15 protein-coding genes are annotated in these 19,127 nt (G+C 59.3%); 6 read left to right on the top strand and 9 right to left on the bottom strand.

Features of this window, described 5'->3' with window-relative positions; translation table 11 throughout:
- Window positions 1-80: 80 nt before the first annotated feature.
- From leuA to GVL50_RS15165, 4 genes are all read right to left on the bottom strand, one after another.
- The gene (leuA, locus tag GVL50_RS15180; RefSeq protein WP_053123514.1) at window positions 81-1,760 is read right to left on the bottom strand and encodes a 2-isopropylmalate synthase; all 1,680 of its coding nucleotides are present in this window, start codon (window positions 1,758-1,760) and stop codon (window positions 81-83) included.
- Between the two features lie 462 nt (window positions 1,761-2,222).
- A complete protein-coding gene (locus GVL50_RS15175; RefSeq protein ID WP_053123512.1) occupies window positions 2,223-3,044 on the bottom strand; it encodes a peptidoglycan DD-metalloendopeptidase family protein in 822 nt (273 codons plus the stop codon).
- Window positions 3,045-3,047: 3 nt separating this feature from the next.
- On the bottom strand, window positions 3,048-4,427 hold the full coding sequence (gene xseA / locus GVL50_RS15170; protein WP_008082520.1) for an exodeoxyribonuclease VII large subunit: 1,380 nt from the start codon (window positions 4,425-4,427) through the stop codon (window positions 3,048-3,050).
- Window positions 4,428-4,557: 130 nt separating this feature from the next.
- Window positions 4,558-5,445: a LysR family transcriptional regulator gene (locus GVL50_RS15165; protein WP_159813960.1), complete on the bottom strand. Its 888-nt coding sequence runs from the start codon at window positions 5,443-5,445 to the stop codon at window positions 4,558-4,560.
- 100 nt (window positions 5,446-5,545) lie between these two features.
- Between GVL50_RS15165 and GVL50_RS15160 the strand changes: the two genes are divergently transcribed.
- The 4 genes from GVL50_RS15160 to guaA all read left to right on the top strand — a co-directional run bounded on the left by GVL50_RS15160 (window position 5,546) and on the right by guaA (window position 10,374).
- Window positions 5,546-6,313, top strand: a complete 768-nt coding sequence (locus GVL50_RS15160; RefSeq protein WP_159813958.1) for a sulfite exporter TauE/SafE family protein — start codon at window positions 5,546-5,548, stop codon at window positions 6,311-6,313.
- Between the two features lie 158 nt (window positions 6,314-6,471).
- Window positions 6,472-7,020, top strand: coding sequence for a sugar ABC transporter ATPase (locus tag GVL50_RS15155; RefSeq protein ID WP_053123506.1), 549 nt, complete (start codon window positions 6,472-6,474; stop codon window positions 7,018-7,020).
- Between the two features lie 207 nt (window positions 7,021-7,227).
- Window positions 7,228-8,697 carry an IMP dehydrogenase gene (guaB, locus tag GVL50_RS15150; protein ID WP_159813956.1) on the top strand — a complete coding sequence of 490 codons (1,470 nt, stop codon included), beginning with the start codon at window positions 7,228-7,230 and terminating at the stop codon, window positions 8,695-8,697.
- Between the two features lie 99 nt (window positions 8,698-8,796).
- Entirely contained in the window at window positions 8,797-10,374 is a 1,578-nt protein-coding gene (guaA, locus tag GVL50_RS15145; RefSeq protein WP_053123501.1) for a glutamine-hydrolyzing GMP synthase, read from the top strand.
- A gap of 69 nt (window positions 10,375-10,443) precedes the next feature.
- Here guaA and GVL50_RS15140 read toward each other — a convergent pair whose 3' ends face one another.
- The gene (locus tag GVL50_RS15140) at window positions 10,444-13,419 is read right to left on the bottom strand and encodes a membrane-targeted effector domain-containing toxin (RefSeq protein WP_159813954.1); all 2,976 of its coding nucleotides are present in this window, start codon (window positions 13,417-13,419) and stop codon (window positions 10,444-10,446) included.
- Window positions 13,420-13,673: 254 nt separating this feature from the next.
- Between GVL50_RS15140 and GVL50_RS15135 the strand changes: the two genes are divergently transcribed.
- Together GVL50_RS15135 and tadA are read left to right on the top strand one after the other, a co-directional pair.
- The gene (locus tag GVL50_RS15135) at window positions 13,674-15,050 is read left to right on the top strand and encodes a multicopper oxidase family protein (RefSeq protein ID WP_159813952.1); all 1,377 of its coding nucleotides are present in this window, start codon (window positions 13,674-13,676) and stop codon (window positions 15,048-15,050) included.
- On the top strand, window positions 15,050-15,550 hold the full coding sequence (gene tadA, locus GVL50_RS15130) for a tRNA adenosine(34) deaminase TadA (RefSeq protein WP_053123497.1): 501 nt from the start codon (window positions 15,050-15,052) through the stop codon (window positions 15,548-15,550). Before GVL50_RS15135 ends, tadA begins: the two co-directional genes overlap by 1 nt.
- Window positions 15,551-15,920: 370 nt before the next feature.
- Here the strand turns inward: tadA and cmoB are convergent, their stop codons facing one another.
- From cmoB to GVL50_RS15110, 4 genes are all read right to left on the bottom strand, one after another.
- Window positions 15,921-16,877, bottom strand: coding sequence for a tRNA 5-methoxyuridine(34)/uridine 5-oxyacetic acid(34) synthase CmoB (gene cmoB / locus GVL50_RS15125; protein ID WP_159813950.1), 957 nt, complete (start codon window positions 16,875-16,877; stop codon window positions 15,921-15,923).
- Window positions 16,874-17,617, bottom strand: coding sequence for a carboxy-S-adenosyl-L-methionine synthase CmoA (gene cmoA / locus GVL50_RS15120; RefSeq protein WP_007916813.1), 744 nt, complete (start codon window positions 17,615-17,617; stop codon window positions 16,874-16,876). The genes cmoB and cmoA overlap by 4 nt, the downstream gene beginning before the upstream one ends.
- A 234-nt stretch (window positions 17,618-17,851) precedes the next feature.
- Window positions 17,852-18,490 (bottom strand): lysoplasmalogenase, encoded by a 639-nt coding sequence (locus GVL50_RS15115; protein ID WP_178124192.1) that lies wholly within the window; start codon window positions 18,488-18,490, stop codon window positions 17,852-17,854.
- A 2-nt stretch (window positions 18,491-18,492) separates the two neighbouring features.
- Window positions 18,493-18,885, bottom strand: coding sequence for a protease inhibitor I42 family protein (locus GVL50_RS15110; RefSeq protein WP_159813948.1), 393 nt, complete (start codon window positions 18,883-18,885; stop codon window positions 18,493-18,495).
- Window positions 18,886-19,127: the final 242 nt, after the last annotated feature.

Below are 19,127 nucleotides of genomic sequence, written 5' to 3'. Positions count from 1 at the left end.
GGCACAGGCAACCCAAAACCAGCAGACAAAAAAAGGCCCTGAAGCTTTAGCTTCGGGGCCTTTTGCATTTCAGCAGTCGTTTACGCCGCTTTCGCCTCAGGCTGGCTCAGCGAGCGGTTCAGCGCGCTGAACAGGGCCTTAAAGCTGGCCGTGGTGATGTTTTCATCGATACCCACGCCGTGCACCGCACGTTCGCCGTTCACACGCAGTTCGATATAGGCCGCCGCTTTGGCGTTGGTGCCAGCGCCGATTGCGTGTTCGTTGTAGTCCATGATCTCCACCGGAATCGGCAGGCCGGCGACCAGTGCTTCCAGCGCACCGTTGCCCTTGCCGCGCCAGTGCAGGTTGGTTTCGCCCTGACCTTTGCTCGCCACTTCCACTTCAACATTGCTGTTGCCGTTTTCTTCCTGCAGGCGATGGCTGACCAGCGCGTACGGGGTGTTGGCTTGCAGGTATTCGCTGATCAACAGCGAGTGAATCTGCTTGGCGGTCATCTCCAGACCGAGACGATCGGTTTCACGCTGCACAACCTGGCTGAATTCAATCTGCATGCGACGCGGCAGGCTGATGCCGTATTCCTGCTCCAGCAAGTAGGCGATGCCGCCCTTGCCCGACTGGCTGTTGACGCGAATCACCGCCTCGTAGCTGCGGCCGATGTCGGCCGGGTCGATCGGCAAGTACGGCACTTCCCACAGTGCGTCCGGTTTCTGCTGGGAGAAACCTTTGCGGATCGCATCCTGGTGCGAGCCGGAGAACGCGGTGTGCACCAGATCGCCAACGTACGGGTGACGCGGGTGAACCTGAATCTGGTTGCACTCTTCAACGACTTTGCGCACGCCGTCGATGTCGGAGAAGTCCAACTGCGGGTCGAGACCCTGGGTGTACATGTTCAATGCGACGGTGACGAGGTCGACGTTACCGGTACGCTCGCCATTGCCGAACAGGCAGCCTTCGACGCGATCAGCGCCCGCCATCAGGCCCAGCTCGGTGGCGGCGACGCCGGTGCCACGGTCGTTGTGGGTGTGCAGGCTGATGATCACGCTGTCACGACGATTGATGTTGCGGCCGAACCACTCGATCTGATCGGCGTAGATGTTCGGCGTCGCGCACTCAACGGTGGCGGGCAGGTTGAGGATCATCTTGTGCTCAGGCGTCGGGTTCCACACCTCGATCACCGCGTCACAGACTTCCTTGGCGAATTCCAGCTCGGTAGCGCTGAAGGTTTCCGGCGAGTATTCGAACGTCCACTCGGTGTCCGGCTGCATCGCGGCGTATTTGACGAACAGCTTGGCGGCGTTCACGGCGATGGCCTTGATGCCGTCCTTGTCCTGGTTGAAGACGATGCGACGGAAAGACGGCGAGGTGGCGTTGTACAAGTGAACGATGGCTTTCTTCGCGCCGCGCAGGGATTCGAAGGTGCGCTCGATCAAGTCTTCACGACCCTGGGTCAGCACCTGAATGGTGGTGTCGTCCGGGATGTGGCCTTCTTCGATGAGGGTGCGCACGAAGTCGAAGTCGGTTTGCGAAGCGGCCGGGAACGAGGCTTCGATTTCCTTCACGCCGACTTGCACCAGGGTTTTCCAGAAGCGCAGCTTTTTCACCGCGTCCATCGGCTCGATCAGCGACTGGTTGCCGTCACGCAGGTCGGAGCTGCACCAGATCGGCGCGGTGTCGATGGTCTTCGACGGCCAGGTGCGATCCGGCAGGTTGATGACAGGAAACGCGCGGTATTTCGAAGACGGGTCTTTGAGCATGCTCATCGGGAAATTCCTTATTGTCTGGGCCGAAAAAAGGCGGCCTGCCGGTGTTACGAATATGTTGGAAAAGCTCTGGGCGAGGCGCAGCGATTCAGCCTGGCAGTCGTGCGCTGACGAGGCACAGGCTGCGGTGCTGGCGAAGCTGAATGAGGGTGTGAGAGGTTTTCATGCCTTCAACCCTAACCGCGAGGGGAGAGGATGGCAAGCAGTCGAAAAAAATTGAGAGGAATACTCGGAAAGCGGGGTTTTGCGCGATTTTATTGTGCTTAAGTCTGTGAAGGTTGCGGATGTTTGCGTTAGGTTAGATTGGGGCGCAATTGAGGTTGGATGGGTGTCAGGGGGATTTGTGGGTTGGTTAAGCCGCCTTCGCGAGCAAGCCCGCTCCCACAGTGGATCGTGTTCACAACACGAATCCAATGTGGGAGCGGGCTTGCTCGCGAAGAGGCCGGTCGCCTCAATACATATTTAAGGCTGAAATGCACCAATGAAAATCGCCGGATCCACCCGCGCATCATTCAGGCTGACATTCCAGTGCATATGCGGCCCGGTCGCGCGGCCGGTCATGCCCACCTTGCCCACCACCGCGCCACGCGCCAGTTGCTGGCCGTCCTTCACGTCAATCTTCGACATATGGCAGAACATGCTGATAAAGCCCTGCCCATGGTCGACGAACACCGTGTTGCCATTAAAGAAGTAGTTGCCGATCAGAATTACCTTACCCGCCGCCGGGGTCTTGATCGGCGTGCCTGCCGGCACCGCAAAGTCGAGGCCCGCGTGCGGATTGCGTTCTTCACCATTAAAGAAGCGACGTACACCAAACTTGCTCGACAGCGGCCCGTTCACCGGTTTGTCCAACAGCAGATTGCTCGGCGTATTCGGGCTGAAACTGCGATAGGCCTTGATCTGCACGGCCAGCTCACCCTCGATGCGCTTGAGGTTCGACTGATCCGGATTGACCTGCTGCTTGTTCTTCAGGGTGATGTGCTGTTCCGGGTATTTCTTGCTGCCGACAGTAAACGGCAGATTACGGCCGCCACTGCTGATCTGCTGCGCACCCGGTTTGACCGTCAACGGCACGCCGACGATTGCCAGCCAGTTGTCCTGTTCCTTGACCACCAGCACCGGTTTGCCTTGATAGGTGGCGGTCGGCGCCTGCGCAGCAGTGCCCAGATCAACCACGGCGACGCCACCCGGCACCGGTTTGTTGAGCATGCGGGTAATGTAGCTGTCGGCATGGGCGTTGAAGGTCAGGCAGAGCAAAAACAGTGGAGCCAGAAAACGCGGCATGGATCAGTCCAGTAAAGAAAGGGTGACAGGCGTCAGGTGATTGTCCTCGACGCGCACTTGCAGTTCGCCTTCGCCGAGTTTGGCTTTCAAGCGCTGGCCGGTGTGGGTCTGCGCGGCGTTACGAATCGCATGGCCGCGCTCATCGAGCAGAATGCTGTAACCACGACCGAGGGTCGCCAACGGGCTGACCACGTGCAGCGTCTGCATCTGACTGTGCAATTGCAGACGACGGTTTTTCAGGCCTTCACGCATGGCACGCGGCAGACGCTCGGCGAGGCTGTCTAGACGCTGGCGCAACATCGCCAACTGGCGGCCTGGGTGTTGCCCGGCGAGGCGGGTTTCCAGACGGATCAGCCGTTCGCGACGGGTATTGAGACTGCGCTCGAAGGCCCGGCGCATGCGCATGTCCAAATCATCCAGACGTTGCGCTTGCTGGCGCAGACGTTCGCCGGGATGACGCAGGCGACGCGCCATGCCTTCGAGGCGCAGACGATCACGCATCAAACGGTCACGCATGCGCATGACCAAGCGGCGATGCAGGCTTTCGACCTGGCGGATCAGATGGCTCGAATCAGGCGCGAGCAATTCGGCAGCCGCAGATGGCGTCGGTGCGCGAACGTCAGCAACAAAGTCACTGATCGACACATCGGTTTCATGGCCAACCGCGCTGACAATCGGCGTCACGCAAGCATCGACGGCGCGGGCCACGGCTTCTTCGTTGAAACACCAGAGGTCTTCCAGCGAGCCGCCGCCACGGGCGAGGATCAGCGCATCGAAGCCACGGGCATCGGCCATTTTCAGCGCGCGAACGATTTGTGCGGTGGCTTCACGGCCCTGTACGGCGGTCGGAATCAGCGTCAACTGAACCTGCGGCGCACGACGGCGGAACACACTGATGATGTCGCGAATCACCGCACCCGTCGGCGAACTGATAATGCCGATGCGCTGCGGATGCGCGGGCAGCGGCACTTTGCGCTCGGCACTGAACAGCCCTTCGGCGCTGAGCTTTTCTTTCAGCGCATCGAAGGCCAGACGCAGCGCGCCATCACCTGCAGGTTCGACGGTGTCGAGAATCAGCTGATAGTCGCCACGGCCTTCGAACAGCGAGACCTTGCCGCGCACCTTCACCGCCAAACCATCTTTCAGCGCCTGGCGCACGCGCGCGGCGTTCTGCCGGAACAGCGCGCAACGCACCTGCGCGCCACTGTCCTTGAGCGTGAAGTAGATGTGGCCGGACGCCGGTCGGGCGAGGTTGGAGATTTCGCCTTCGACCCAGATGTTGCTGAACACGTCTTCCAGCAGCACCCGCGCACGGCCGTTGAGCTGGCTGACGGTCAGGACTTCACGGTCCAGGCCAAGTCTTGCAAAGGGATCTTTAATCATGGGGCGCAGTTTAAAGGCATTCTCGCCGTCATTGCACGATCCCTGTAGGAGCTGTCGAGTGAAACGAGGCTGCGATCTTTTGATCTGGTTTTTGAGATCAAGGTCAAAAGATCGCAGCCTTCGGCAGCTCCTACAGGGGAGTGGTGAAGGTCTGGAGGAAGTGGTGGATAAGGGGACTGGGGTTCTGGTGGTAGGCGAGGGCGACGGTGCTTTGGCAGTCGGGATCGCTCAGCGGCAGAAATCGTACGCCGCTCGGTGCAATGTCTTGCATTGATTCCGGCAGCAGGGCAATGCCGAATCCGCCCTGAATCAATTGTAATTGCGTGGTTTTACGCGACATCACCCGCGCCGCTTTCGGGAAGAAACCCTGGCGCATGCAAAGATCTGCGCACAAATAGCTCAGGCCGCCGCGCTGTGGATGGGGAATGGAGATGAAGGCTTCGTCCTTGAGCTGTGCCAGTTCCACCTTATCCAAGGTGGCCAGTCGATGATTCGCCGGTACGGCCAACAACAGGCGTTCACTAAACAGCGGCACGATCTGAATGCCTTCGCGCTGGCGCAAAACCGGCAACCGCAACAAGCCGACATCAAGGCGACCTTCGGCCAGCTCTTCCAGTTGCGCCTCGGAAGACAGCTTGCCGATATCCAGCGACACACCCGGTTGTTGCTGTAGATAAGCGCCGATATCGCTGAGCAAACGCCCACTGATCGGCACGGTGCTGGAATGGCTCAAACGCAGGGTGCCGAGTTGCCCGTTACCGACTTCGGTGGCCATGACGCTGGCCTTGTTCAGTTCGATCAGCAGATTACGCGCTCGCGGCAAAAACGCTTCGCCCGCCGCCGTGAGTCGCGGCTGGCGTGCAGTACGCTCGAACAGCGGCGTTTGCAGGTGCGTCTCCATGGCCTTGATCTGCCGGCTTAGCGCCGATTGGGCAATGAACAAACGCTCCGCCGCCGCACTGAAACTGCCGCATTCAGCGATCTCAACGAAGTAACGCAATTGACGGGTGGACAGCATCAGGTATGCCTTTTGGAGATGACTTGGCGACTTTGAAGATATTAGTCGCAAGCGTTGGCGCTGGCTAAAGTCATCTCAGGCTTATTAAGGAAGCGCATCGATGAGCGTGGCGGGTTTGTTGAGTGAGTGGCAGTGGGGCGTGCAAGGCTGGGTGATTATCGTCTTGGGCATCGTGCTGGCTTACATCGTCTTCGGTATCGCCGGGTTCGGTACGGCATTGGTGGCGGGGCCGATTCTGATTCTGTTCATGCCGTTGTCGAAGATCGTGCCGCTGCTGGTATTGCTGGATTTCGTCGCGGCGTTCGGCAATCTGCTGCCGTCGCGGCGCGATGTCGCTAAGCCGGAGCTGTTGCGGTTGCTGCCGTGCATGGCGGTCGGTTGTACGTTGGGGGTGATTTTCCTGCTCAACCTCAAGTCCGACCTGCTGTTGCTGTTGATGGGGCTGTTTATCAGCGCTTACGCGATTTACAGCCTGTGGGTGAAAGCGCGGCCGACGCAATTGTCAGCCGGTTGGGCAGTGCCGATGGGCACGGTGGGTGGGTTATTTGGTGCGCTGTTTGGCAGCGGCGGCTTTTTATATGCGATTTATTTGAACAGCCGATTGCCGAAGGAAGCGGCGCGGGCCACGCAAAGTGCGCTGATCAGTTGCAGCACGGTGGTGCGTTTGAGCTTGTTCGCCATCGCCGGAGTGTATGCCGAGCTACCCTTGTTGATGTTGGCGCTGTGTCTGTTGCCGGCCATGGCGTTGGGGTTGTGGGTCGGGCGGCGGTTGACCATGAGGTTGTCGCGCGAGGCGTTTGTGCGATTGGTGACGTGGCTGGTGCTGGCGAGCGGGCTGGCGTTGATCGGGCGCTATCTCAGCACTTGACCGGATTTTGTCAGGGATTAAGCTGCCGGCCGCACTGACGCCATCGCGGGCAAGCCTTGCTCCTACAAGGTTCACATGAGCTTGTAGGAGCAAGGCTTGCCCGCGATGGCGGCGGAGCGAGCACCGCAAAAATTCCATTTGACGTCGCAGGCTGCACCATGAATTCGCAAAGCATCATCGTCCCGAAAATCTCCACCCTGCCGGTGCACGAACCCCGGGCCCGGGCGATCGTGCGCTGGCTGGTGCGCAAAAACATCGTCAAGGAAGAGCTGAGCACCTGCGGCCGCACTGGCAATCGCATGGCTTACGCGATTGCCGATGGCGCGCGTGCCGTGGTGTTGCACCCGCAGGCGTTGCCGTTCGGTGAGCCCATCAACGGTCTGGAAATCGTCACCAAACGCTGCATCTATACCCCGGCCAAAGGGTTTCTCGGAGAGGCCGGGTGCGCCGAATGCCGTCGCGAGATCGGCGAGGCACTGTTCGAAAGCCTGGAAGACTGGATGCCTGGGCGCACCGACAACTTCACTTGCCCGGAATGCGGGCACGAAGACGACATCAACGGCTTCCTGTACCTGCAAGAGTGCGGGTTCTCCAACCTCGGCTTCATCTTCAACAATTGGCTGGAGGCGGGTTTCAAACAAAGCTTTCTCGACGAATTCGCCGACTGGCTCGATCTCCCCGTCAGTTGGGTAAAAGTCGAACTCTGACCCTCAAACATTCCCTGTAGGAGCTGCCGAAGGCTGCGATCTTTTGATCTGGTTATTAACAGACAACGTCAAAAGATCGCAGCCTCCGACAGCTCCTACAAAAAACAGGGTTTTCCGTATATCAATTAGACTGAGTTTTACGTTGATCCGAAGGGGGTGTCTGACTATAATGGCGCGCTTCCATTTTCCCGCTCGGGAGCCCCCGCGATGCTGCGTATCAGCCAAGAAGCTCTGACATTCGACGACATTCTCCTAGTGCCCGGTTATTCCGAGGTGCTTCCTAACGAAGTCAGTCTCAAGACCCGCCTAACCCGTGGCATCGAGCTGAATATTCCTCTGGTTTCTGCCGCAATGGACACCGTCACTGAAGCCCGTCTGGCAATTGCCATGGCTCAGGAAGGTGGCATCGGCATTATCCACAAGAACATGACCATCGAGCAGCAAGCTGCCGAAGTTCGCAAGGTCAAGCGTTACGAAGCCGGTGTAGTCAAGGATCCGATCACCATCGAGGCTGATGCCACGGTGCGTGAACTGTTCGAACTGACCCGTCTGCACAACATTTCTGGAGTTCCGGTACTGCACGATGGCGACCTGGTCGGCATCGTCACTTCCCGTGACGTGCGTTTCGAAAACCGTCTGGAAGCCACCGTCCGTGAAGTGATGACGCCTAAAGAGCGTCTGGTCACGGTCAAGGAAGGCGCCGACAAGAACGACGTTCGCGAGTTGCTGCACAAAAACCGCATCGAACGCGTTCTGATCGTTGACGACAAATTTGCCCTCAAAGGCATGATGACCGTCAACGACATCGAAAAAGCCAAAGCCTACCCGCTGGCCAGCAAGGACGATCAAGGTCGTCTGCGCGTTGGCGCTGCTGTCGGTACCGGTAAAGACACCGGTGACCGCGTCGCCGCTCTGGTCAATGCCGGTGTGGACGTGGTGGTAGTCGATACCGCTCACGGTCACTCCAAAGGCGTGATCGACCGCGTTCGCTGGGTTAAACAGAATTTCCCTGACGTGCAGGTGATCGGCGGCAACATCGCCACCGGCGCCGCTGCCAAGGCTCTGGCCGAAGCAGGCGCTGACGCAGTCAAGGTCGGTATCGGCCCTGGCTCGATCTGCACCACCCGCATCGTCGCCGGTGTCGGCGTCCCGCAAATCAGTGCCATCGCCAACGTCGCCGCTGCCCTTGAAGGCACTGGCGTTCCGTTGATCGCCGACGGCGGCATCCGTTTCTCCGGTGACCTGTCCAAGGCCATCGTTGCCGGTGCTTCCTGCGTGATGATGGGCTCGATGTTCGCCGGTACTGAAGAAGCGCCGGGCGAAATCGAACTGTTCCAGGGCCGTTCGTACAAGGCGTATCGCGGCATGGGTTCGCTGGGCGCCATGTCCCAGGCTCAAGGTTCTTCCGACCGTTACTTCCAGGATTCCTCGGCAGGCGCCGAGAAACTCGTTCCGGAAGGCATCGAAGGCCGTGTGCCGTACAAAGGCACCCTGAGCGCGATCATTCACCAACTGATGGGCGGTCTGCGTTCCTCGATGGGTTACACCGGCAGCGCCGACATCGAAGAAATGCGCACCAAGCCTGAATTCGTGCGGATCACCGGCGCCGGCATGGCCGAATCCCATGTTCACGACGTGCAGATCACCAAAGAAGCGCCAAACTACCGCGTAGGTTGATGCTTCAAGCAAATCGTTAGACAACCGGGGCTGTTTTATTCAGCCCCGAGTTGTTTCTGTATCACGACTGTTTCTGAATGACTTAGACGAGACTGAATCATGGCCCTCGATATTCACGCTCACCGCATCCTGATCCTCGACTTCGGTTCGCAATACACCCAACTGATCGCCCGCCGAGTGCGCGAGATCGGTGTGTACTGCGAACTGCACCCGTTCGACATGGACGAAGATGCGATCCGCGAATTCGCTCCTAAAGGCGTCATCCTCGCCGGCGGCCCCGAGTCCGTACACGTCGCCGACAGCCCGCGCTGCCCACAGGCAGTGTTCGATCTGGGCGTACCGGTTTTCGGTATCTGCTACGGCATGCAGACCATGGCCGAGCAACTGGGCGGCAAGGTTGAAGGTTCCGAGCTGCGTGAGTTCGGTTACGCCCGTGTTGACGTAGTCGGCAAGAGCCGCCTGCTCGACGGCATCGAAGACCACATCGATGCTGACGGCCTGTTCGGCCTCGACGTCTGGATGAGCCACGGTGACAAGGTCACCAAGATGCCGGAAGACTTCCACGTCCTCGCCAGCACCCCGAGCTGCCCGATCGCCGGTATGTTCAACGACGCTCGCGGCTACTACGGCGTGCAGTTCCACCCGGAAGTGACCCACACCAAACAGGGCGGTCGCATCCTGTCGCGCTTCGTTCTCGACATCTGCGGCTGTGAAGCCCTGTGGACGCCGTCGAAGATCGCTGAAGACGCCATCGCCAACATCCGCGCTCAGGTCGGCACCGACAACGTGCTGCTGGGTCTGTCCGGCGGCGTTGACTCCTCGGTGGTTGCCGCGCTGCTGCACAAAGCCATCGGCGACCAACTGACCTGCGTCTTCGTCGACAACGGCCTGCTGCGTCTGCACGAAGGCGAGCAAGTGATGGCCATGTTCGCCGAGAACATGGGCGTCAAGGTAATCCGCGCCAACGCTGAAGAGCAGTTCCTGAACAACCTGGCCGGCGAAGCCGATCCAGAGAAGAAGCGCAAAATCATCGGTCGCACCTTCATCGACGTATTCGATGCCCAGTCGAACAAACTGGACAACATCAAGTACCTCGCTCAGGGCACCATCTACCCGGACGTGATCGAGTCGGCTGGCGCGAAAAGCGGCAAGGCCCACGTGATCAAGTCGCACCACAACGTGGGCGGCCTGCCGGAAGAGATGAACCTGAAACTGGTCGAGCCACTGCGCGAGCTGTTCAAGGACGAAGTCCGTCGTCTGGGCCTGGAACTCGGCCTGCCGTACGACATGGTCTACCGTCACCCATTCCCGGGCCCGGGCCTGGGCGTACGTATCCTCGGTGAAGTGAAAAAGGAATACGCCGACCTGCTGCGTCGTGCCGACCACATCTTCATCGAAGAACTGCGCAAAGCCGACTGGTACCACAAAGTCAGCCAAGCCTTTGTCGTGTTCCAGCCAGTGAAATCGGTTGGTGTTGTTGGTGATGGCCGTCGTTACGCCTGGGTGGTTGCCCTGCGTGCCGTAGAAACCATCGACTTCATGACCGCGCGTTGGGCTCACCTGCCTTACGAACTGCTGGAAACCGTCTCCGGCCGCATCATCAATGAAATCGAAGGCATTTCGCGCGTTACTTATGACGTGTCGAGCAAACCGCCAGCGACGATTGAGTGGGAATAATCCCGGTCTGATTGATCGGTGTTAACCCCGAAAAGCCCCGTGAACGCGAGTTCACGGGGCTTTTTTACGTCAGCTGATTTTGATCGGTTTGAACCCCATGATCCGCAACGCAGCCGAGAGCTCGGCAAGGTTGGGGTAACGTCGGCAGCTGATGGGCCAGTTCGGCCGTTCAACGTAATAGAACCCGCCCTTGTTGAGGATCGGCGTGCGAACGATGTTGCCATCGCTGCTGCGATGAATCAGCGTGGCGACGTCGTCGATGTTCATCACCGTGCAATCGCCGGGATTGATCAGTGTTTTTTCCAGTGAGTCGGCCAAGGCAACGCTGGCGGGGGTGTCGATTTGCAGGCGCAGGTCGCTTTTGACGGGCGATAACGGGCGGGCAAACTCGTCGGTCGGAATGCGCCCGGGATCCGGCTCTATGCCTCGGGCAGTTCCGGCCGGGGTACTTTCTATACGCAGGCCGATGCCGCCTTCCAGTTCGCTTAAGCCCGGTACGCCTTCCCAGGTATTGGCATGGCTGTCGCCTACCAGCGCGACCCAGCGATGGGCGCCACGAGCGTTCTGATCCGCCGTGATCACCTCATGCGAAAAGTAATTCATCATCTTCTGGCGGAACGTGCTTTTGTCGACACCGCTCATGCCGGTGCTTCTATAGCTGGCCAGGCAATCGATCGACTGGATACGGATATGGTTTTTTTGCGCCGCTTTGGCCAGTTCGAGGAAAGTGTACTGGCCGCTGGTGTCGGTTTTGAATCCCCCGTCCATGGTCTTCAGGTAGGTTTCCAGCGTCTCTGACATCTTCCCGGTGCGATTGAAAACATCCAGATCGGCTTGATGGAAGTCTGTCAGCACATGCTCCAGATACAGGGTTTTGACCTTCTGTTTACTGAGTGCCGCCATGTTGTCGATCAGAAACTGTTTGCTGCCGACACTGGAGTGATTCTCGCCAATGACCAGCCCGGACGCCGATTTATACAGCTTCTTGATGATCTCTTTCGGCGCGAGTTTCGCCGGCAATTCAGGGATTTCCGGGCGCGGTGGCAGCGTGTGGGACTCCAGAAAGGCATTGGCATCGCGGTATAGCGTCTGGCGTAACGCCTTGAATTCAGCGTGCGGATTGCTGGCGTCGGTTTTTGGCAGGGTGGCCATGTAATCTTTTAGCTCGTATTTGGTACCCCGGCCTTGAGCGAGTTCGTTCAGCGCATCGCGTGAAGCGGGTGGAATGTCGTAGGCGGTCGGCGGACTGTCCACGTCCGGAAGCGGTGTTCGAGCGCGACCCCATGGCCACAGCCCGATGCACTTGCCGCCGCCCATCAGGCCCGGACGATTGATCGGTTGCCATTCCCCAGCCTCATCCAGACGAATCGGCAAACTGCGATAGAACGAGTGAGGATTTGCCGGATCAATGATCGCCCAGCCCTTGAGCTCTTTGATGAAGCGAACCAGGTAATAACTGTCGTTGATCAGTACGTAGTGCCCACCACCCAGTGGTTGAAAGATCCCTTGATACTGGCCTTCTTGCGAGACAGGCGATAATCCGTCCAGCACTTCATTGGTCTCGAAAGACTCCAGTAAGTCTGTGCCTTGTTGCGCATAAGCGGGGCCCGGGGCATAACGCGCAATTGGCGGGACATCTGCAATATCTGCGGTCGATTCGTCGATGAGTGGTTCGGTAAACTCGTCCTGAACGTTAAACATTTCGCTCGCTTCGCCAACTTCCGCGACTTCTGCTGCTCCACGCAGGTACGACAGGTTGAACAGCACATCGATGCCGCTGGCGATCGCTCCGATGACTCCGGCCTTGCGATCTGCCTTGCTGGTGCCATTGATGGCTTGATCGATGTTCATGCCCATGTCGGCCAGTCCCGCACCGACCACTGCCAGCGCAACGGGCCAGCCCACGGCGGCCATGGAGCCGAACACCCGGAGAAAGGCGTTCAGGTAGCCGATCCACATCTTCTTGCGCAGCTCACCATTGGAATGCAGCGAAAGGTCAGCATCGCTGTGCATGCGCGCCTTGACCGAGTCGCGTAGCCAACTGAACGCGTCACCTGTGATTGCGGTGGTGTTTTGGTTGATCAAGTGGTGATCGCTGGCGCCCCACGTCGAGTACAGCAAGTCGATCATGGCATTCAGACCGATATTGCCATCGTCCTGTTGCTGGGCAGCCACGGGGAAATGCGCCATGAAGCGTGCGCGATTCTCCGAATGATTGTTTTGCATCAACAACCACCAATGCAGATCGGACTCAGTGGCGAACACATGGAAGCAGTCGAGCTCACCGGGGGTGTAGAGAATCTGCACGCCATTGCTGTCAGCGATGCACAAAATATCCGTGGCGCTGTAGCCGCCGATGTTCAGGGCGCTCACTCGCAGTCCGTCAGCAATAGGCGTTTCGCGTTGCAGAAATGCCAGCGAGACCGGCCAGGCGATATCGCTCGCCACAGCCTTGATCAATGTTTTGAGGTTTTCATTGTTCAGCCGTTCGCCGTCGTGTTCGTCGAGGGCCTTGGCGAGGAAATTCAGTTTGGCCAACGTGCGGAAATCGTCGGCGTGCAGCGTCCAGAACTGCTGCATTTTCGTTCGATAGAGTTCGCTGAAGTTGATCGCCCAAAGGTCTTTCAGCACTTCGCTGGGGCGCAGGCGAACCTCGTTGGTCTCGTTGAAGACCGATGCGTCTGCGCCTTCGCTGTAAAAGCCGCCGTAGCCGTCGAGGAGGTCGGCATTGTCCTGATCGGGAGCGTGAAAGCGTTTGACCACTAGCTCCGCCAGCGTCAGTGACTCCGAAGGTGACGGGTAATGCTCCCAGCCCAGAAAGGCTTTGTCGCTGCTGACGGAGGTGTTGTTGAAGCGGTGCCACCAGACATTTTCGGGATCAATGTCTTTGATACCGTATTTGTCGAGAATGCCTTGGGCCGCTTCGTGGGCCATGTCGTGCAGGTCGGGGCAGGCCTCGGTAAACGGCAGCACCAGCGTGTGCAGTGACTGTTCATCGGCAGGGTTTGGAAGCAGAGTTGGGGGCAGGGTTACAGAAATATTCACTTCTCGCTCCTTGAGAAATGGGGGGTGAAAAACTGATCAACACTATGGCTTTTTCAGCGGCGCGAATCTGTAGGGCTGAGGCCATCTGAGCGTGAAGGAAGCAGGGACGCGATCTGTACGAAAGTGTCCCGCAGACATGGCGAACCTGTGTCGCATTGCCACGCCGGCCTTACTGTTTCGCAGTTGCGGGTGTATCGTATTCGCCTTTTAACGGGCCCCCGGGCCTGTCGCTGATACGTGAGGTAGTTGAGTTCATGTCCTTTACCCGTCGCCAAATCCTCGGTGGCCTGGCCGGTCTAGTTGTCGTTGGCGTCGGCGCAGGGGGCGCGTCGCGTTACTGGCTGGGCAAGATTGCCGACGCTGAGGCGGGTCACGATTACGAGCTGATCGCCGCGCCACTGGACGTTGAACTGGTACCTGGGCACAAGACCGAGGCGTGGGCGTTCGGCCCGTCGGCGCCGGGTACCGAATTGCGTGTGCGTCAGGGTGAATGGCTGCGGGTGCGCTTCATCAACCATTTGCCGGTGGCGACCACCATTCACTGGCACGGCATCCGCCTGCCGCTGGAAATGGATGGCGTACCGTACGTCTCGCAACTGCCGGTGTTGCCCGGCGAATACTTTGATTACAAATTCCGCGTGCCGGACGCCGGCAGCTATTGGTATCACCCACACGTCAGCAGCAGCGAAGAACTCGGTCGCGGGTTGGTCGGGCCGCTGATCATTGAAGAGCGCGAGCCGACCGGTTTCATCTACGAAAAGACCCTGAGCCTGAAGAATTGGCACATTGATGACGTAGGCAATTTCGTCGAGTTCAGCATTCCACGCGAAGCGGCGCGGGGCGGTACGGCGGGGCGTTTGTCGACGATCAATGGTGTGCCGACCCCGGTGATTGAATTGCTGGCGGGGCAGATCACCCGGGTGCGGCTGCTCAATCTGGATAACACCCTCACGTATCGCATCAATATTCCCGGCGTCGAAGCGAAGATTTATGCGCTGGACGGCAACCCGGTCGAGCCACGGCCATTGGGCAAGGAATATTGGCTGGGCCCGGGCATGCGCATTTGTCTGGCGATCAAGGCACCGGCGGCGGGCGAAGAGCTGTCGTTGCGTAATGGCCCGGTGCGTCTGGGCACGCTGCGTTCGGTGGCCAATAGCGACGCGCCGACCGACTGGCCGAAAACCTTGCCGGCCAACCCGGTGGCCGAGCCGGATCTGGCGAATGCCGAGAAACTCAACTTCAATTTCGAATGGGTCGGTTCGGTGTCGGTCGATGTCGACAACGGGCGGCCGCCGAGCCTGTGGCAGATCAACGGCAAAGCTTGGGACATCACCGACAAGACTTGCGCTGATCGGCCGATTGCCAGTTTGAAGCTGGGGCAGAGCTATATTTTCGAACTGAAAAACATGACCCAGTACCAGCACCCGATTCACCTGCACGGCATGAGCTTTAAAGTGTTGTCGTCGAACCGGCACAAGGTCATTCCGTATTTCACCGACACCTATCTGCTGGGCAAGAACGAGCGCGCGCAAGTGGCGCTGGTGGCCGATAATCCGGGGGTGTGGATGTTCCACTGCCACGTGATCGACCACATGGAAACCGGCCTGATGGCCGCCATCGAGGTGAAGTGATGCGCCAGATTCGCCCCGCGGCGATCATCGACCGCAGCCGTGATCGCGATTTCATGCGTGAAGCCTTGGCGCTCGCGGCGCAAGGTGCAGCGCTGGGCGAAGTGCCGGTGGGTGCGGTGCTGGTGCAGGATGGCGAGATCATCGGGCGTGGGTTTAATTGCCCGATCAGTGCCAGCGACCCGAGTGCGCATGCCGAAATGGTCGCGATTCGTGCGGCCGCGCAGGCAGTGGATAACTATCGGCTGCCGGGCAGCACGCTGTATGTGACGCTCGAGCCGTGCAGCATGTGCGCGGGGTTGATCGTGCATTCGCGGGTGGCGCGTGTGGTGTATGGGGCGCTGGAGCCGAAGGCCGGGATTGTGCAGAGTCAGGGGCAGTTTTTTACCCAGGGCTTTTTGAATCACCGGGTGTTGTATGAAGGCGGGGTGTTGGCGGAGGAATGTGGCGCGGTGCTGACGGAGTTCTTCCGCGCCCGCAGAGCAAAAAGCCCCTCACCCTAACCCTCTCCCGGAGGGAGAGGGGACTGACCGGGTTGGATGGGCGAGATCCGCCGACTTGAGTTATCGAGTCGAACTCAAGTTTCGAAAAGCCCAAGGATCGGCTCCCTCTCTTGGAGTGAGAGGGACTGACCGGGTTGGATGGTCGAGATCCGCCGACCTGAGTTATCGAGTCGAACTCAAGTTTCGAAAAGCCCAAGGATCGGCTCCCTCTCCTGGAGTGAGAGGGACTGACCGGGTTGGATGGGCGAGATCCGCCGACTTGAGTTATCGAGTCGAACTCAAGTTTCGAAAAGCCCAAGGATCGGCTCCCTCTCCTTGGGGAGAGGGCAGGGGTGAGGGGTGAATTCACCGCGGTGTTTGAGAGGTTGGGTTACTTCTTGGCGACGATCACCGCACGCATCGGCGCCGGCAACCCTTCGATGGTTTTGCTGTGGTCTTCCGGATCAAGGAAGTCGCTCAGCGACTGATACTTCATCCATTCGGTACCGCGCTGCTCTTCAACAGTCGTGGTGCTCACATCCACACAACGAATGTCGGTAAACCCCGCACGACGCAACCACAACTCCAACGCCGGCACCGACGGCAGGAACCACACGTTACGCATCTGCGCATAGCGATCTTCCGGCACCAGCACCTGATGCTTGTCGCCTTCAACCACCAACGTTTCCAGCACCAGTTCGCCGCCCTTGACCAGGCAATCCTTCAGCGCCAGCAAGTGCTCGATCGGCGAGCGACGGTGATAAAACACGCCCATCGAAAACACCGTGTCGAAGCCTTCCAGATTCGCCGGAAGGTCTTCGAACGGGAACGGCAGGTGCCAGGCATTCGGCTCGGACAGATAACGTTGCACCGCTTGGAACTGGCAGAAGAACAACCAGTTCGGATCAACGCCAATCACGCTGTTGGCGCCGGCGCCGAGCATGCGCCACATGTAGTAGCCGTTGCCGCAACCGACATCGAGGATGCGTTTGCCTTTCAGATCCAGATGCGGGGCGACACGCGACCACTTCCAGTCCGAACGCCATTCGGTGTCGACGTGCACGCCGAACAGATCGAACGGCCCTTTGCGCCACGGCGACAGTCCCATCAACGCAGTACGCATCTGCGCGCGGGTTTCGTCGTCGCAATCGGTGTCGAGCTTCAAGCCGTTGAGCAGATCGATTTCGCTTGGCTGGATCTTCGGCAAGGCGTCCAGCGCACTTTGCCAGCGCTCCAGGTCGCCGTGGCCTTTCTCCATTTTCTTGTCGAGTTGAGCTTGCAGGGTGTTGGCCCATTCGGCCAGCGGCGTGCCGGCCAGACGGCGGGCGAGGGGGGACAGATCAATCATGGCAAGGCAATCAACGAGGCAAAGTTAAGACACTGGAACCACGGCACGACTTTCGAGAACCCGGCCGCCAACAGGCGCTCGCGGTGTTCTTCGAGGCTGTCGGGCTTCATGACGTTTTCGATGGCGCTGCGCTTCTGGGCGATTTCCAGTTCGCTGTAACCGTTGGCGCGTTTGAAGGCGACGTGCAGATCGGTGAGCAGCGCGTGCTCTTCGGCATCGTTGAAGCGCAGCTTCTCCGAGAGAATCAGCGCGCCGCCCGGCAGCAACGATTGGCGGATGCGCGAGAGCAACGCGGTGCGCTGATCGGGGGCGATGAATTGCAGGGTGAAGTTCAGCGCCACCACCGAGGCGGGCTGGAAGTCGAGGGCGAGAATGTCGCCTTCGATGACCTCCACCGGCAGCAACTCCTGAAACATCGAGTCCTGACCGTTGAGGTATTCGCGGCAGCGTTCGACCATCGCGGCAGAGTTATCCACCGCGATCACCCGGCAACCGTCGGTACGCACGTGACGGCGCAGGGCTTGAGTGACCGCACCCAGCGATGAGCCGAGGTCGTAGAGCACGCTGTTCGGCTGAGCGAATTGCGCCGCGAGTACGCCAAGGTTTTCGACGATGGTCGGGTAACCCGGCACCGAGCGCTTGATCATGTCCGGGAACACCCGCACCACGTCTTCGTTGAAGGCGAAGTCGGGTACCTGGGCCAGAGGCTTGGCGAAAATGCGATCGGGTTCTTTGCTCACGGCGGTTCCGGCGGTGTAAATGGAAAGGCCGGCATTTTAGCCAAAAGGGCGCGGGGATGCTTGGGTTGTCTGATAAAGCGGTAAATCAAAAGATCGCAGCCTGCGGCAGCTCCTACAGAGATCGGCTGATCGTTCCCACGCTCGGCGTGGGAATGCCGCCCCGGACGCTCTGCGTCCCTGCGCAAGTGACGCAGAGCGTCACAGGATGCATTCCCACGCGGAGCGTGGGAACGATCAGATCCGTTTGGTTTGGGAGAACGCCGAGGCGGCGATGCCCCACTGGCCGAGCCAGTAGCTGAGGATGATGACGTATGGCGCAGCGTGGAATGGCGATACGAAACGATCGATGCCAATCACGCTGTCGGAGAATACAAACGCCAGCGCACCGCCGGCCGCGAGCAACGCCGAACGTTTCGGCACATCGGTGCCGAGCCGCGCAAGGGCGCGCCAAAGCATCGCGCTGATTGCTGTGCCATAGACGATCACCGGCACCAGCAACGGCCCGAGCCCGCTGGAAATCAGCATCCCCAACAGCACCGCGCCAACAGCGAGGGCAAGCACCAGCGGCACAATCGCCAGACGTTTGCAGTCACTCAGATAAGCCTTCAGATACGCCAGATGCGCGACCAGAAACGCGCCAAGGCCAAACACGAACAAATCCCCCGGCCACGCCAGCAGCACATCACCGAGCAACGAGAAAATCAGCCCCAGACTGATCCAGCGCCGATAGTCGCTGGGCGGCGCATCATGCAGCCAGCCGAGCAGCGCCAGCACCGGCAATGGTTTGACCAACAAACACAGGAGCGCCGCGTGGGTGCTCAAACCATAAAGAAACGTCACCGCGCCCATCAGCGCCAGAATCAACCAACCCACGATCAGTTCACCGAAATCGCGCAATCAAAGGTTTCTACCGGCAGCACTTCCGGCGCCCACGGCTGTTGCGAGGTCAGACGCAGACGTCCGGTACCGGGCGCAAACGCCTGGAAGCGCCAGGTTGAAATTCCGGCGGCACCGACCACGCCGGCATCTTCCGGATTGCTGTAAACCTCAGGGCTGAGTGCACGCAGCACGCCGCCAGCGGAATCCTGAATGGCCCAGCGGTAGCCGGTGGTTGGATTACTTGGCAGGGTGATGATCAGGTTTTGCCCGTTAGTGAGTTTCACCGGGCATTCGCTTTGTTTTTCCACGGTCACGTTCTGTTTCGGTTGGCTGGCGCAAGCGGCCAGCAACGAGAGGGCGAGGGGGACAAACAGGCGAGTGGGGGACATAAGGTCAGCGGCTCCGAGCGTTCACGACGAACGGCGAGCATAACTGAAGATGAGACAAAGTGTGACAGTCAGCAAGACCAGTGTTGTCAGCACTGATGCCATCGCCGGCAAGCTAGCTTGTATGGTAGGACTCGAAGGGGTGGGTGGGACCAAAAGCCAGCTTCTGACTGTTAGCCCAGTACAGACTGTGGGAGACATCGGCCCCACCCCTTCCACCAAAGCGCCGATAAAGAATGCTTCGT

Origin of the sequence: Pseudomonas sp. 18058 (assembly GCF_902706155.1) — a bacterium.
GTDB classification, from domain to species: Bacteria; Pseudomonadota; Gammaproteobacteria; order Pseudomonadales; family Pseudomonadaceae; genus Aquipseudomonas; species Aquipseudomonas rustica.
Note: the sequence above shows the minus strand (reverse complement) of the source record. Positions and strands in the feature narration are given on the sequence as shown.